This is a genomic window from uncultured Acinetobacter sp. (assembly GCF_947626835.1).
Lineage (GTDB): Bacteria > Pseudomonadota > Gammaproteobacteria > Pseudomonadales > Moraxellaceae > Acinetobacter.
This window is the reverse complement of sequence record NZ_CANQTS010000019.1, coordinates 1-14190: the sequence shown is the minus strand read 5'-3', so window position 1 is coordinate 14190 and position 14190 is coordinate 1. Positions and strand designations below refer to the sequence as shown.

Annotated in this window: 17 protein-coding genes and 1 other RNA gene; 9 read left to right on the top strand and 9 right to left on the bottom strand. The window is 42.5% G+C overall.

Annotated elements, in window-relative coordinates:
- Positions 1 to 102 precede the first annotated feature (102 nt).
- Positions 103 to 690 (bottom strand): 5-formyltetrahydrofolate cyclo-ligase, encoded by a 588-nt coding sequence (locus tag Q0Z55_RS08550; protein ID WP_297427060.1) that lies wholly within the window; start codon positions 688 to 690, stop codon positions 103 to 105.
- Positions 691 to 783: 93 nt separating this feature from the next.
- Complete coding sequence (locus Q0Z55_RS08545) at positions 784 to 1302, bottom strand: OmpA family protein (RefSeq protein WP_297427058.1); 519 nt, start codon at positions 1300 to 1302, stop codon at positions 784 to 786.
- Between the two features lie 311 nt (positions 1303 to 1613).
- On the opposite strand from Q0Z55_RS08545, the gene Q0Z55_RS08540 reads away from it, so the two are divergent.
- Positions 1614 to 1736: a hypothetical protein gene (locus Q0Z55_RS08540; RefSeq protein WP_297427056.1), complete on the top strand. Its 123-nt coding sequence runs from the start codon at positions 1614 to 1616 to the stop codon at positions 1734 to 1736.
- Positions 1737 to 1776: 40 nt separating this feature from the next.
- Here the strand turns inward: Q0Z55_RS08540 and ssrS are convergent.
- From ssrS to Q0Z55_RS08525, 3 genes are all read right to left on the bottom strand, one after another.
- Positions 1777 to 1961: non-coding RNA, 6S RNA (ssrS, locus tag Q0Z55_RS08535), on the bottom strand.
- Between the two features lie 88 nt (positions 1962 to 2049).
- Positions 2050 to 2364, bottom strand: a complete 315-nt coding sequence (locus tag Q0Z55_RS08530) for a cell division protein ZapA (RefSeq protein WP_297427053.1) — start codon at positions 2362 to 2364, stop codon at positions 2050 to 2052.
- Complete coding sequence (locus tag Q0Z55_RS08525) at positions 2365 to 2910, bottom strand: hypothetical protein (RefSeq protein WP_297427050.1); 546 nt, start codon at positions 2908 to 2910, stop codon at positions 2365 to 2367.
- 64 nt (positions 2911 to 2974) lie between these two features.
- Between Q0Z55_RS08525 and Q0Z55_RS08520 the strand changes: the two genes are divergently transcribed.
- The 5 genes from Q0Z55_RS08520 to Q0Z55_RS08500 all read left to right on the top strand — a co-directional run bounded on the left by Q0Z55_RS08520 (position 2975) and on the right by Q0Z55_RS08500 (position 7848).
- Positions 2975 to 3613 carry a UPF0149 family protein gene (locus tag Q0Z55_RS08520; protein ID WP_297427047.1) on the top strand — a complete coding sequence of 213 codons (639 nt, stop codon included), beginning with the start codon at positions 2975 to 2977 and terminating at the stop codon, positions 3611 to 3613.
- A gap of 32 nt (positions 3614 to 3645) precedes the next feature.
- The gene (gene pepP, locus Q0Z55_RS08515) at positions 3646 to 4971 is read left to right on the top strand and encodes a Xaa-Pro aminopeptidase (protein WP_297427044.1); all 1326 of its coding nucleotides are present in this window, start codon (positions 3646 to 3648) and stop codon (positions 4969 to 4971) included.
- 32 nt (positions 4972 to 5003) lie between these two features.
- Positions 5004 to 6212, top strand: coding sequence for an FAD-dependent oxidoreductase (locus Q0Z55_RS08510; RefSeq protein WP_297427115.1), 1209 nt, complete (start codon positions 5004 to 5006; stop codon positions 6210 to 6212).
- Positions 6209 to 7447: an FAD-dependent monooxygenase gene (locus Q0Z55_RS08505; RefSeq protein ID WP_297427040.1), complete on the top strand. Its 1239-nt coding sequence runs from the start codon at positions 6209 to 6211 to the stop codon at positions 7445 to 7447. The genes Q0Z55_RS08510 and Q0Z55_RS08505 overlap by 4 nt, the downstream gene beginning before the upstream one ends.
- Before the next feature lie 152 nt (positions 7448 to 7599).
- Entirely contained in the window at positions 7600 to 7848 is a 249-nt protein-coding gene (locus Q0Z55_RS08500; protein WP_297427037.1) for a hypothetical protein, read from the top strand.
- A gap of 29 nt (positions 7849 to 7877) precedes the next feature.
- Here the strand turns inward: Q0Z55_RS08500 and rsmI are convergent, their stop codons facing one another.
- Positions 7878 to 8717 carry a 16S rRNA (cytidine(1402)-2'-O)-methyltransferase gene (rsmI, locus tag Q0Z55_RS08495; RefSeq protein ID WP_297427034.1) on the bottom strand — a complete coding sequence of 280 codons (840 nt, stop codon included), beginning with the start codon at positions 8715 to 8717 and terminating at the stop codon, positions 7878 to 7880.
- Positions 8718 to 8829: 112 nt separating this feature from the next.
- Between rsmI and Q0Z55_RS08490 the strand changes: the two genes are divergently transcribed.
- Genes Q0Z55_RS08490 through Q0Z55_RS08480 form a run of 3 tightly spaced genes read left to right on the top strand, consistent with a single transcriptional unit; the run spans position 8830 to position 10831 of the window.
- Entirely contained in the window at positions 8830 to 9249 is a 420-nt protein-coding gene (locus Q0Z55_RS08490; RefSeq protein ID WP_297427031.1) for a YraN family protein, read from the top strand.
- A gap of 39 nt (positions 9250 to 9288) precedes the next feature.
- Complete coding sequence (locus tag Q0Z55_RS08485) at positions 9289 to 9966, top strand: BON domain-containing protein (RefSeq protein WP_297427028.1); 678 nt, start codon at positions 9289 to 9291, stop codon at positions 9964 to 9966.
- Positions 9956 to 10831, top strand: a complete 876-nt coding sequence (locus Q0Z55_RS08480) for an alpha/beta hydrolase (protein WP_297427025.1) — start codon at positions 9956 to 9958, stop codon at positions 10829 to 10831. Before Q0Z55_RS08485 ends, Q0Z55_RS08480 begins: the two co-directional genes overlap by 11 nt.
- On the opposite strand, the gene nudC is transcribed toward Q0Z55_RS08480, so the two are convergent.
- The 3 genes from nudC to dnaQ all read right to left on the bottom strand — a co-directional run.
- Positions 10828 to 11592 (bottom strand): NAD(+) diphosphatase, encoded by a 765-nt coding sequence (gene nudC, locus Q0Z55_RS08475; RefSeq protein WP_297427022.1) that lies wholly within the window; start codon positions 11590 to 11592, stop codon positions 10828 to 10830. The genes Q0Z55_RS08480 and nudC overlap by 4 nt on opposite strands.
- On the bottom strand, positions 11592 to 13232 hold the full coding sequence (locus tag Q0Z55_RS08470; protein ID WP_297427020.1) for a chemotaxis protein: 1641 nt from the start codon (positions 13230 to 13232) through the stop codon (positions 11592 to 11594). The genes nudC and Q0Z55_RS08470 overlap by 1 nt, the downstream gene beginning before the upstream one ends.
- A gap of 124 nt (positions 13233 to 13356) precedes the next feature.
- The coding region (gene dnaQ, locus Q0Z55_RS08465; protein ID WP_297427017.1) for a DNA polymerase III subunit epsilon at positions 13357 to 14190 on the bottom strand (834 nt) is incomplete at its 5' end.

Here is a 14190-nt window from a genome sequence, read left to right as displayed (position 1 = left end):
CGGTGTTGCCATGATTTAATAGTGATGGGTAATTTTAAAAATACAAGGGTAAAATGTAATAATTTCTATGAAAACTAGAAAAATTGAGCACTTATACGTAAATTAACGCTGAAATTTTAAAAAATGTTGTGGTGTCAGTAGGGCATCGAGTGGTTGATCCCACTCTTGGCGTGTCAAGGCTTGCTCAAGCAATTGAAAGTCATGCGCCAAACCTAAACGATACGGTTTTTGTGGCGCACGCGATAGGGTTTTATCGTAAAAACCACCGCCCATACCTAAGCGTGTACCCATATGGTCACAGGCCAATAAGGGCATAATAACCAAATCAAGGCACTTGACCATGCGCCCGCGACTTTGCATCGCCTGTTGCATGCCCAAACGATGCATGGCAAAACGTCGGTTCAAATACTGCTGTTTTGAAATTTTTACCCAAACCAAATGCTGATTCATACTGCAAATCATCGGTAAATACACAGATTTTTTACGGCGGAAACATTCCAAAATGATGTGGCGAGTATAAACTTCACCAAAAGCATGTAAATACACACCAATATGCTGACTGTGGGAAAAGTGGGGATTTTTAAATAATTGCGTGCAGACCCGATATTGGGCTTGGCGCTGTGTATAAGTACACACACTACGCCGTTGTTGGCGTAATTGTCGTCTTAAAGTGATCAGTGAAGCGGACATAAACAATCAAAATCAAGCTTTAATTTTAGCTCATACTAAAATGCAGATGCTTAAAAAGCAAAATCCTGAGCTAAAAAGCTCAGGATTTTGAGATTAATTGGCGTTTTTCATGCCACGCACTGTGACACTGACACGTCGGTCGGGTTGTAAACATTGAATTAATTTGGCCCGTGGGGTGACTTGGGCACAGCCATTGCTGACTGGTTGATTTTCGCCGGCACTTTTATATGAGATTACATGGGCAGGTACACCGCGCGAAATTAAATAATCATGGACGGTCTTAGCACGTTGCATACCTAAATTATAGTTGTACTCGGCTTTGCCTAAACGGTCAGTATGTCCCACCAATTCAACCGATTGTAAACTGATATAGCCTTTGTTTAAGGCATGCACAAGCTCATCAAGTTTAGCGCGACCTGTAGGTGTTAAAGCTGCCATATGCGCAGTATTAAATTTAAATAAAGTGTCTGAGGTTAAGTTAATCTTTTCCACTGCTTGTGGAATGCTTTGAATAGGAGGGACTTCAACATATGAAGGTGGTTTGGCCTGCTGATGACAGCCGACCAATGCCACTACAGATGCAGCGAATAATATTGCTTTATAATTGCACATAGATTCACCTATACGGTTTTCATCAATCGCGCTCAAAGCATTTTAAGAATAATAATAATCGGGTTTGAGCGTTTGATTGTTGTTTTATAAAAATTGTAGACAATCCTTGCCAAGAAAACTCTCTTTTTTGACTCAAGATACAACTATTTTAAAGCGATGGATATAAAGATTACAGTGGGAAAAATGTAGCAAAAAATAATCTATTTTTTAGATTGAAATCATTAAATTTAACAGTTTTATCTATTTTTAAATTTTATCTATAGTGAGCCTATGTAATGTTTTTCTCCCGTATTTAAACAATAGGTGTGTTCATGTTGAAGGTCGTTTGTGTTGTATTACTGGCAAGTGTAATGAGTGCTTGTGCTTTTAATCCTAGCGATTATGATGAGCTACGTCAAAGCGAAGCCGAGCATTACCGTATGTTGGGCGCATAAAAAAATCCCAGCCTCTAGTGCTGGGATTTTTTATAGAATTTTTTTATCCGACGGTGCCGCTGCATGTCATTACCCTTGAACCCGAAGAGTTCAAGGTGGACGCGACGCATACTTGCTGGGTTTCCCACTCAAGGTGGGCATACGCTCTAAATATGCAGAACACAATCCGTAAGTTTAAGTATCGGCTCAGGGGAATAGACCCGCTGGCGCACACCTCAGATATAGAGCAAGTATAACCTAACTGTGGCGCTTGGCAACGTATGCAATGCAATTGAGTGTAAAGTTACATTGCAATTGTCTACACTTTGTACGCTCACTCGGCTTTGAGTGGGCTTGGGTGTTCTACACTGTATTGATCAAGCTCGCTAAGTAGATTACTTATCAAAATTTGACAGTGCTCATACTCTTGTACGCTTTTATTTAGCGACAACACCTCTTGGGTTAATTCTAAAGCCACCATAATAATCAGTTTACTGGGCTCCATACGTGGGGCTTTACGGCGAAACTCTTCATATTTTTCATTGAGTAAGTCGACTGCACGTTCAAGCTCAGGCTGTTTTTCAACAGTGGTGGCAAGGCGAAAACTATGCCCCAAGACACGCAAATCAACCGGAATTTGTTCGCTCATTTACACATCCTCTTGTTTGAGTTGAACAATCTGATGAATGTCATCAATGTGCGGATCTTCAGCACCACCCAGCACGTTTAAATGCTGAATGATGGCTTCAACTTTGGCTTGAGCAAGTTCATTTTTTTGCAGCAAACGAGCACGTTCTTGTTGCAACGCTTCAATTTGCAGTTGGCTTTGTTGCTGTTGATGATGTAACTTTTCTTGTGCAACACGTAACTCATTGCGCTCCGCTAACAGTTCTTGAAAGCGGTTTTTAAGATCGTTACAACTTTTTTCTAAACGATTATATCGATCAGCTAAGGCCGCAGCATCCTGCGTCATTTGCTTGAGTTGCTTATTGGTTTGGCTGGCTTTTTCAGTTAAGCGCTCAATTTCTTGCTGCTTGTGTGAGATTGTGGCATTTTTTTGCTCAATCTCAGCCTCATAACGCTCAGCTTGATCAGTTTGAGTGCTATAGAGCAACTGGTTTTGTTGCTCGTAGTGTTCAACTTGTGCTTTAAGGGCAGCAATATGCGCCTGAAGACGCTGTAATTCTTCTAACATAACGGAGTCGCACAGTATTGCAAACAAAGGTAATATATACGAAGTATAGAGATTGGATAAGCGAATGCAAGACGATATTTCAGGTTGGACGGAGTGGGAAGGTAATTTTGCCGAGATTGAAGAAATTTCAAGCCCAAGTGAATTACATGGTTTAGTCACAGGTATTGTGTGTGTGGCTGAAGCACCGACAGCAAGTGAATGGCAGCAAATTTTAGCCACCTTAAATGTGCCACCTTTAGACGATGAAGGTTTAGACATGTTGGCGGTTGAGGGTGAAGATGTCGCACATGCTTTATCAGAAGATGAGCTCGACTATTTGCCATTACTGCCAGATGATGAGCATACCTTAGCAGAGCGTGTACAAGCCTTAGCTGATTGGGCTGCGGGCGTTGTGCTGGGTTTTGGTTTGGCATCGGGGCATATTCGTGCCGATGAGCTAGAGCTGATTGAACATTTACAAGATGTGGCTGCGGTTGAATTTGATGAATCAGACAATGACGAAGAAGGCGAGCAAAGCTATCAAGAGTTATATGAGTTTATTCGTTTAATTCCAATTAGCTTGTCGATGGGGCGTGACAAAGTGGCTGTTGCTGAGAGTTCTTTGTTACAAAACTACCAAGCAAAATCTAAGATTGCTGCGGCGATGAATGCTGAAACTGCACAAGATGTGGTAGAAATGTTTACACCCAACCGTCCAAGCTAAGGCAAGTGCCACTTTTTTAGAAGAACTTCTCCATGACAAAACTCACTCAAGCTGATTTTCAAGCCCGTCGTGATCGCTTAGCCGAGCAGATGGGACCGCGTAGTATTGCGATTATTGCCACTAATCAGGTGTATATGCGTAACCGCGATGCCGATTACAAATTCCGTGCCGACAGTAGTTTTTTTTACTTAACTGGATTTGCTGAACCTGAAGCAGTCGCTGTGATTGAAACCTTTGATGATCTAGAAGAAGGCTATAGCTACAGCTTGTTCTGCCGTGAACGTGACCGTGACATGGAAATTTGGAATGGTTACCGTGCAGGTGTTGATGGCGCAATCGACGACTTTGATGCTGATGAAGCCTATGCCATAGATTTGCTTGATGAAGAAATCATTGAGAAGTTACTTGATAAAGATCGCTTGTATTACCGTGTTGGGCAAAATGCAGCGTTTGATGCGCGCGTAGCCAAATGGCTCGCCACTGCCAATGGTGAATCACGCCGTGGCACACATGCGCCTGATCAAATGCTGCAATTAGATGCTGTATTGGATGAAATGCGTTTACATAAAGATGCACAAGAAATTGCCTTGATGCAAATTGCCTCGGATATTTCAGCAAAAGCGCATACCCGTGCTATGCAAACGGTCAAACCGGGCATGATGGAGTATCAGCTTGAAGCAGAACTCAATTATGTTTTTGGTCAGCATGGTTGTGTGCCGTCTTACAATAGTATTGTCGGTGGTGGTGAAAACGCCTGTATCTTGCATTATGTCGAGAATAACCAAGTCCTCAAAGATGGCGATTTAGTCTTGATTGATGCTGCTTGTGAATATGAGTTGTATGCTTCAGATATTACCCGCACTTTTCCAGTCAATGGTCAATTTAGTCCTGAACAAAAAGCCTTGTATAACATTGTTTTAGATGCTCAAGTTGCTGCGATTGATGCGGTGAGAGTGGGCAATTCTTATAAAGACCCTCACCATGTTGCCGTAGATATTTTAGTTCAAGGTTTGCTTGATTTAGGCATTATGCAAGGTGATAAAGAAAAAATTATTGCCCAAGAAAGCTATCGTCAATTTTACATGCATGGTACAGGCCATTGGTTAGGTATGGATGTGCATGACGTGGGGCGCTATAAAGTTAATGATGAGTGGCGTAACTACGAAGAAGGCATGGTGGTGACGGTTGAGCCGGGACTTTATATTGCACCAGATGACCAAAGTGTAGATGAAAAATGGCGTGGCATTGGCATTCGCATTGAAGATGATGTGGTGGTCACTGCCAACGGTCCTTTGGTATTAACACAGGCTGTGGTCAAAACCGTAGAAGACATTGAAGCGCTGATGGCACAGGCTTAACCACATCAATTTATATTTAGGGAATCAATATGTTGCAACAACACGTTGTCATTGTCGGTGGTGGAATGGTGGGTTTGAGCTTGGCTTTGATGTTGGCCAAAGCCAATATCCAAGTCAAACTTTTAGAAGCGATTTCTTATCCTAATTATGAGGATGCCAATTTAGCACCCTATCATTCAAGTTTTGATGCTCGTAATACCGCACTTTCTCGTCGTAGCGTGCAAATTTATCAAGAATTGGGTTTATGGGATGTGTTGCAACAATATGCTACGCCAATTTTACAGGTCGATATTACCGAGCAAGGCAGCTTTGGTAAGGCACGTTTAATTGCCGAAAAAGAAAAAGTCGAAAGTTTTGGTCAGGTAATTGAAAATGCGTGGTTGGGTCGGATTTTATTGACCCAAGTCCGTGCACATCAAAATATTGAACTGATTGATGGGGTGCAAGTCACAGATCTTAAACAAGATGAAAAATTCGCCTATATTGAAGCCAAACGCGGTGATGAAGTTTTAACTATTGAAGCGCCTTTGGTGATTGCAGCTGATGGTCGTGATTCATTTTGTCGAAAAGCTTTAGGCATTGGTTTTTCAACGCATGAATATGACCAAGTGGCGATTGTGACCACGGTACAAACCTCAAAACCGCATGCCCATATTGGTTTTGAGCGCTTTAGTGCTTTAGGGCCATTGGCGTTATTGCCAGTGCCGGGGGAATATCGTCGTTCGGTGGTATGGCCGGTTAAAAAAGGCACCGAGCATGAATGGTTGGGTGAAGAAAATGATCAACATTTTTTAGATGCCTTACAAAAAACCTATGGGGATCGTGCCGGTAAGTTTGAAAAAACTGGTAAGCGTTTTAGTTACCCATTGTCACAAGTACTAGCTGAAAAACAAGCGGTTGGTCGTGTGGTGCTAATGGGCAATGCTGCGCATACCATCCATCCTGTAGCAGGGCAAGGTTTTAACTTGTGCTTACGTGATGCCCATGTGTTATTGCGTTTCTTAAGCGAGCAATTGGCACAAAAGCAAGATATTGGTGAGCCGACTATGCTCAAAGCCTATGAGCAAGCCCGTTTAAAAGATCAACAACGTGTGATTCGTTTTTGCGATTTGGTGGTACGTGGTTTTAGTAACCAAAATATTATTTTAAAACTGATTCGTAATACTGGATTATTGGCCTTTGAGACCATTCCGGGCTTTAAGCCTTTGGTGGCCACCTATGCCATGGGACTCAAAGCATGACTGAGGCTGTGTTAGATGCTGTCATTATTGGCGGTGGTCTGGTTGGTGGTTTAACGGCTTTATTGCTGGCGCAAGGTGGTGTACAAGCCACTGTACTTGACGCAGCACCATTATTAGAGCGCGATAAAGTGCTGGCACAGAGCAATGCACGGGTTTTGGCCTTAAGTCAGGCGAGTATTCACTTACTTAAAACCGTGGGCGTATGGACACATCTTGCCCGTTATATGCCGTATAGCGGTATGCAAGTGTGGAATAAAAATGGCTATGGCGACATTATGTTTGGTCAAGCAAGTCTAACAACGCCGTGGCAAGAGCAGATTTTAGGAGCAATGGTTGAGCCCAGCATTTTAAACTTGGCGATTCAAGATCAAATGCAAAGCCTAGTGCAAGATTATCGTACTCAAGTCAAAGTCAGCCGTGTTGAACAAGGCAATGCTCTGTGGTGGATTCATCTGGCTGATGGTACAACGCTAAAGACCAAACTGGTGATTGGGGCAGATGGCGCCAACTCATTTGTGCGTGAACAGGCCTTTATTGATACCGCAATCTTGGATTACAAACAAGCTGGCTTAAGTTGTGCCATTCGGACTCAACAGCCACATCAGCATGTAGCACGACAAATCTTTTTAGACACTGGTCCTTTGGCGTACTTACCAATGGCAAGTCTAGAACCTCATCAAAATGGATACTGGCAGTCGATTGTGTGGACCTTACCGGATGACTATGCTGAGGAATATGCACACCTGAATGACGCTGAGTTTTGTCGTTTACTCAGTGCACAAAGCCAACATATGTTGGGTGAAGTACTCGAGGCCACGCCACGCGCCACCTTTCCACTAAAAGCCCGTGCAGCCAAAACTTATGTGCGCGATGGCTTGGTGTTATTGGGAGATGCAGCACACGTGATTCATCCGTTGGCTGGACAAGGGGTGAATATTGGCTGCTTAGATGCTGCTGTGCTGTGTGATGCCCTGTTACACGATTTAAGTCGTGGCGTGTGGGCACATCGCCAAACCTTAAGACGTTATGAGCATATACGTAAAGGGCAAAATGAAGCCATGATGCACAGTATGTCGTTGTTGGGTTGGCTTGAAACTACCGCACTGACTCCGATCGTTTGGGCACGTAATTTTGGGCTTAAACAGGTTGATCAATCCGCTACAGCTAAAGATTTATTTATGCAACAAGCCGCTGGAATTAGTGGCTTAAAAAATACCCGTTACGCGATTTTGTAAGGGGCACTCGTTTTTTGTGCAGTCATTGAGAAGGAGTTACGATTTTGATTAAAAAAAGTACAATTTCTTTACTCAGAGTACTATGCGAAACAGCAATAGCTTGCTAAATTCCATCATAATTTAGATAAGATGTCATTTCTGGGGAGATCGCGATGACTGATGCAAATGATTATGACGAAGTTGATGAAATTGAAGTAGATGAAGACGAAGCCAAAGCTGCTAAAAAAGGCGCAACTGTAAGCGAAGATAAACCGAGCGATACCGATGTCGCTGAGGCAGAAACCTTAACAGTAACAGCCAAACTCAAACAGCGCCAAGCGCTTGAAGATGAGGTGGCAGCCTTCTTAGCACGTGGTGGTCGAATCACTGAAGTGCCAAGCGACGACACCATTCGTGACTAAAAAAAGCCTCGCAATTGCGAGGCCTTTTTTTAAGCTTTATCGGTGAGTTCTAAGGCACGTTGATAAGCAATTTTTTTCTTAATGCCGGTTAAATCTGCTGCCAATTGAGAAGCGGCTTTCACAGATAAATCTTGTAATAAACGCGTGAGTAGTTGATCCAGCTTTTCTTGTTCTAAGTCTTTTTCAACTGTGGCACCGCCAACAACTAAAACAATTTCGCCTTTTTGTTGATTGTGGTCATTTTTAACAAATTCCACCAATTCACCTAAAGTCATTTTTTTAATGGTTTCAAAGGTTTTAGTAATTTCACGGGCAAAGCCAACCGCACGATCTGCACCAAATACATCAGCCATATCTTGCACACAGTCTAAAATACGATGCGGTGCTTCATAGATAATTAAGGTTTGAGTTTCATCTTTTAAACGATTGAGATGTAACAAACGTTGCGATTGTCGAGATGGTAAAAAACCTTCAAAACTAAAACGATCACTCGGTAAGCCCACGGCACTTAAAGCGGCAATTGCTGCACAAGCACCCGGTACAGGAATCACACGAATGCCTTTGGCTTGTGCTGCACGGACCAATTTAAAGCCCGGATCACTAATCAGTGGCGTACCTGCATCACTAATCAGGGCCATACTTTCGCCATTGCTTAGGCGCTCAATCAACTGATCAATTTTGTTACTTTCATTGTGTTCATGGCAAGCAGTGAGGGGCGTGTTAATATTAAAATGTTTGAGCAATTGTGCTGAGGTGCGCGTGTCTTCAGCAGCAATCACACTGACTGATTTTAGTACTTCAATCGCGCGGTAGGTGATGTCATCTAAATGCCCAATTGGCGTAGCGACCACAAATAACTGAGCACTCATTTGAACTCTCCTCAACAATAAAAAATCACAGCAATTGGCTATTTTACCTGAAATTGCATCAGCAAAGGGTATCTATAGCTTGAAATCATAATTTGATTGAGCGAGGTTGGCTATGCGTTTATCACAACAATTGGGACAGTGGGCAGAACAGCATGCCGAACAGTATTTACAACAGCAGGGTTTTACATTAGTGCTACGTAACTTTCATAGTCGTTTTGGGGAAATTGATTTAATTGTTGAAAAAGACCATGAATTAATTTTTGTGGAAGTTAAAGCCCGCCAACCCACACAGTGGGGCAGTGCTTGTGAAGTGATCACGTTAGCCAAACAGCGCAAAATAATGCACACGGCTTTGTTATTTTTGCAGCAATCTCCACAATATGAGCCATATGCTGTGCGTTTTGATGTGATTTGTATCGACTTTTTACAACCAATTGCAAAAATACCACAGCACGGATTTTCAACCCGCGCTTATGATTTGGCTTGGATCGAAAATGCTTTTACTTTTGATGCAAACTTGATTAGGCTTTAAAACAGTTAACAATAACAAGTGGATGAGGAGACCGATTGCGTGTTTAGCCGTATTGCTGTAACTGTATTATGTATTGCTAGTTTATCTGGGTGTGCCAGTTTTATTTCTCAGGGTACAGGAACTGCGCCTGTGGGTGTAGATAGCGGTGCGCGTTCGCTTGGTCAAGTGTTTATTGACTCCTCTATTGAGCGTACAGCCAAAATTAATTTATATAAACTTGATGCTCGCTTTAACCAATCGAGAGTCAATTTTGAAAGTTTTCATGGCAATGTGTTACTCACCGGTCAAGTGCCAGATCAGCATTTAAAACAATTGGCAGAAGACAATGTACGTGCTATGACGGATGTGAAAACGGTGCACAACTTTATTACGGTGGGCCCTCAAATTGGCTATAGCACCATTATGCAAGACACCACAGTGACCGCCAATACACGCGGTTTATTGATGAAAGCGCCTGTGGTTGCAGATTCTAAAGTACGTATTCATACCGAAAATGGTGTGTTATATGTCATGGGACGCTTAAACACGGCGGAAATTCAAGATTTAAATGCTGTTTTACAGCAAGTGGGCAATGTCAGCAAAATCGTAACGTTAGTCGATAATATTGAACAACAAACCACACCCAATACTTTAGCCACACCGATGCTACAGCCTGCGGTTGCAACCCCACTTGCGATTGACCCTGACCAACAAGAGCCAACCAGCTATGGGCTTTAAGTGGTCTACACGCCGTGTTAAAGACAAAGTGGCTTTAGCACGTGCGATGTATCAAGAGTTTCGCCCTTATGATGTCGGCACTTATGCGGTGAATCATTTTATTGCCAAAACCGGCTATCGCATGAAAGCGCATATTGCCTATGGCGATTCACTGCGTCAGCATTTAGATCTATATTTAAGTGATCAGCCATGTCAGGGTCGGCCTTTAATTGTTTTTGTACATGGTGGGGCATGGTCACATGGGCATAAACAAGATTATCGCTTTGTCGGTGATGCATTTGCTTGTGAGGGCTATGATGTGGCTATTATCAATTATCATTTAGCCCCAACGCATATTTTCCCGACCTCTGTTGATGATTTGGCTCTTGCACTGAATTATTTACATGCTCAGCAACACCAACTTGAAATTGTCACTCAAAATATCATTTTAATGGGGCATTCAGCAGGGGCATTTAATGTCATGTCGGTGCTGTATCGTGCTCAAGCGTATGATTTGTCATGTCGTGAACAGATTCGCGCCGTGATTGGCTTAGCAGGACCCTATCATTTTGATTATAAAGATGATCCTTTATGTGCAGACGCATTTGATCAACAGATACATTACGCTCAGGTCATGCCCTATTATTTTGTAGAAAAAAATGCAGTGCGCCATTATTTGTTTGTGGCTGCCAATGATAAAATTGTGCATCCAAACAATGCTCTTGATTTTGACCGAGCACTAAAAGCCATAGGTAATCACAGTGAAATCATTAACATAGCACGCACTGGGCATATTAGTTTGATGGGTTCGGTAGCGCGTTTATTTAGCCGTTATTTCTCCACTAAAAAGCAGATTTTAGCCGCTTTAGAACGCGCTTTAGGTTAAAGCCATGCTTTGGTGTCATCGGCTACGGCATGTCCTTGGGTGACATGCATAATCATGGCATGGGCAATACTGCCTGCAAAGGGAATTTCAGGCAATTCATCAAATTTAAAGAATGCGGCATCGCTAATTTCATCTTCTTGTAGCACTAAATCACCGCCTGCATATTCAGCGCGAAAGGCGAGCATCAAATTGCTTGGAAATGGCCAAGGTTGGCTGGCCAAGTATTGTAAGTTTTTGACTTGAATCCCGACTTCTTCTAAAGTTTCACGACGTACCGCTTCTTCGAGTGTTTCACCAACTTCCACAAAACCTGCAATTAAGCCATATACAGGGCGTGGGTTGCGGGCATTTTTAGCCAATAAGACTTCATTGTCACCACGGGTAATAATGGTAATCACGCAAGGCTGTACCCGTGGATACTGATGATACTGACAACTTGGGCAGACCATAGCAAACTCATGTGTATGGGCTTGGGTTTTTTCGCCACAATGACTACAAAAACGATGATTGCGGCGCCATTCCAAGAGTTGTACAGCACGGCTGGCATCTTCAAATTGCTTTTTATTCCAAAGGGTCAATAACTGGCGAATGGGTACCAATTGAAAACCTTCAGGAATCACGTCATGGGGACTTAAATCACGGGCAATGACGTCATGGCCCGTATTTAAGTCTAAGTCGTCGCTTAATCTTTCAACCTCAGGCAATTGAAAGTTTTGATCGACTAACAGTTGTTGTTGATGAAAGATATAAGCAGTAGACATTAGGCAGCATTCTTGAGTTTTTGACTATTTTGCAATGCTACATCAAACATGCTGTGTAGAACAGGTTGTTTGTTTTTAAGATTATCAACAAACAAATCAGCGCTGGCTAAAGGTTCAAGTACAGCGTCCATTTCATAATGGCTCACGGCCTGTCCTGCAGTTAAACGCGCGTGTAAAAACTCTGCGGCAAGTGCCAATGAACGTTGGCCTTGTTCTGCATTTAAGAACAACAATGCACCACCAATTTCACGTAGTTGTGAAGGAGTGGCTTCAAGTGCGTTAAGGTCTTGATCATTGACATATTGCACCAGCGTTTGGCTAGATAATTCAATTAAAGCTTTGGTTTCATTGAGCAATACAGCATGAGCATCATCCAAACGATCTAAAGAGATATTGAGATTATTAACACTTAATTGCAAACGGCTTGAGGTATGTTGACGCTCTAAAATACCAATTGAGTTCATGGCAGATTGAATGCAACCCATGACTTGTTCAGCAAAACTTGGATCCTTGAGATTGGCAGGGTTAAAGGCTTGGGCTTGACGACGTAAATCTTGTGCGGCGTCTTTTAAATCCAATACCACCAATACATTGGCCAACTCTTCAAATTTATTGACTAATTCTTGCGCTTTTTCTGGTGGCATATTTTGGAAATTATATTCAATATCATTGCGTAATTGGCTAATTTCTTGGCGCAATAATTCGCTAATGGTATGAATGGTATCAAAATCAGGACCATATAAATGACGACTAAACACCTGTAATTGAGTATCGGTGAGTAAGTCTTCGCCTACACCCAATTGCTCACGAATTTGTTGTGCAGTGTCATTGTCTTGGCTGATACATAAACTTAACACATTGGCAAGGCTTGACACACTTGCTGTATAGGTTTGTGGTTGTTGCACAAACGCGGCAATGTGACGTTCAATTTGAATCAAGCTACGTAAACGTGGCTGTGACAAGCGAATCTGATCCATGTGTTCAAATGCCAACAGCACCAATTGCCAATATTGTTGACTTGGCATGTCACTGCTCATAGATGCCATATAAGCACCCACAATTTTCAAAGCTTGCAAATCTAAATCATTATGCTGTTGGGTCAGGATATTGACCAAAGACAATTTATATAGACGATGTACAAAGTTTGATTTTTCTAAATCAGGTGCCAGCGGTAAATTAAAATTCGGTTGCATGCACGCCAATAAATGTTCAATTTGATGACCATCTTGGGTTAAAGGGCGCCCTAAAGCCAGTTCCAACTTATTGAGTGTGCTCAGCAAAAACTGTGGCACTTGTACTTCACGTAAGCAGATAAACTCAATATAGCGTTTGAGTAAACTAGTGCCATCACTTAATGCCACCACATCTGGCAGATGAATGTTGTGCGGTGCTTGCATAATATGACGCATTAAATCGGCACAGTATTGCGCCACTTTTGCCACGCTTTGCATGTCAATTAAGGCCAAGACTTGCGCGCATTGATCAAACTGATTTAATGCATCTTCAATGCCAAAGGGCAGGCTTTGATCTTCAACCAAGCTGTTAACGGCTGCTTCAACCAAATCAATGGAGCTGTCTACTTCATTTTTTATTATTAGTAGCGCTGTTGGGTCGAAATGAATAGAGGTTTGGTAAGACATAGATCTGCACCTATCCTAAAAGTTTTATCCGTAAGGTGTGCTCAAGCACACAGAATGTTTATGTGTTTCACTATAACGTAACTCTTTTATAATTAAATACAAAAGAGTGACAAAAATTGAGCTTTTATTTGGCGAAAAGGCAATTTTCGCCATGTTTTTCAAAATATTGTTTGACCCAGTTCTCATGTTGCTCAAGTTCTTGAGCCGATGGTAAAACCACCAATAAGCCATCACCTTCGACCACACGTCCGCCACCGGCATTGTATTCTTCACTGTGTGATAACGCTTCGATGTCAAAAGCCACCTGACCACCGGTCATGGCCAAGTAAACATCTGCTAAAATTTCAGCATCCAGTAAAGCACCGTGGAAGGTACGGTCACGCTCTTTAATTTCATAGCGACGCACCAAAGCATCGAGTGAGTTTTTCTGCCCCGGATGCTTGGCTTTGGCCATTGCCAAGGTATCGGTGACGCTACACACCGCCGAGAGTTTACCTAGACCAACACGCTCAAACTCCATATCTAAGAAGTTCATATCGAAGGTAGCGTTATGGGCAATAATCTCGGCGCCTTTTAAATAATCATACAAGACATCGGCAATTTCGGCATATTTTGGCTTATCTTGTAAAAATTCATCCGAAATGCCGTGAATATTTTCAGATTCACCGACTGGTTTTTCAGGGTTAATGTAAATATGGATGGAACGACCGGTGAGTTTGCGGTTGATCATTTCAATGGCACCGACTTCGATAATTCGGTCACCATCTTGGAAATAAAAACCGGTGGTTTCGGTATCTAAAATAAATTGGCGTGGGCCATGTAACTGTAATTTAGCCTCAGTCATCACAATCTGTGGATGTCCTGATTGGGTTAATTTAGACTCGGTTTCGGTTTCGGTTTCGGTTTCGGTTTCGGTTTCGGTTTCGGTTTCGGTTTCGGTTTCGGTTTCGGTTTCGGT

Coding starts and splice junctions, on each gene's coding strand:
- Q0Z55_RS08550 (WP_297427060.1), bottom strand. CDS start 690: ATGTCCGCTTCACTGATCACTTTAAGACGACAATTACGCCAACAACGG.
- Q0Z55_RS08545 (WP_297427058.1), bottom strand. CDS start 1,302: ATGTGCAATTATAAAGCAATATTATTCGCTGCATCTGTAGTGGCATTG.
- Q0Z55_RS08540 (WP_297427056.1), top strand. CDS start 1,614: ATGTTGAAGGTCGTTTGTGTTGTATTACTGGCAAGTGTAATGAGTGCT.
- Q0Z55_RS08530 (WP_297427053.1), bottom strand. CDS start 2,364: ATGAGCGAACAAATTCCGGTTGATTTGCGTGTCTTGGGGCATAGTTTT.
- Q0Z55_RS08525 (WP_297427050.1), bottom strand. CDS start 2,910: ATGTTAGAAGAATTACAGCGTCTTCAGGCGCATATTGCTGCCCTTAAA.
- Q0Z55_RS08520 (WP_297427047.1), top strand. CDS start 2,975: ATGCAAGACGATATTTCAGGTTGGACGGAGTGGGAAGGTAATTTTGCC.
- pepP (WP_297427044.1), top strand. CDS start 3,646: ATGACAAAACTCACTCAAGCTGATTTTCAAGCCCGTCGTGATCGCTTA.
- Q0Z55_RS08505 (WP_297427040.1), top strand. CDS start 6,209: ATGACTGAGGCTGTGTTAGATGCTGTCATTATTGGCGGTGGTCTGGTT.
- Q0Z55_RS08500 (WP_297427037.1), top strand. CDS start 7,600: ATGACTGATGCAAATGATTATGACGAAGTTGATGAAATTGAAGTAGAT.
- rsmI (WP_297427034.1), bottom strand. CDS start 8,717: ATGAGTGCTCAGTTATTTGTGGTCGCTACGCCAATTGGGCATTTAGAT.
- Q0Z55_RS08490 (WP_297427031.1), top strand. CDS start 8,830: ATGCGTTTATCACAACAATTGGGACAGTGGGCAGAACAGCATGCCGAA.
- Q0Z55_RS08480 (WP_297427025.1), top strand. CDS start 9,956: ATGGGCTTTAAGTGGTCTACACGCCGTGTTAAAGACAAAGTGGCTTTA.
- nudC (WP_297427022.1), bottom strand. CDS start 11,592: ATGTCTACTGCTTATATCTTTCATCAACAACAACTGTTAGTCGATCAA.
- Q0Z55_RS08470 (WP_297427020.1), bottom strand. CDS start 13,232: ATGTCTTACCAAACCTCTATTCATTTCGACCCAACAGCGCTACTAATA.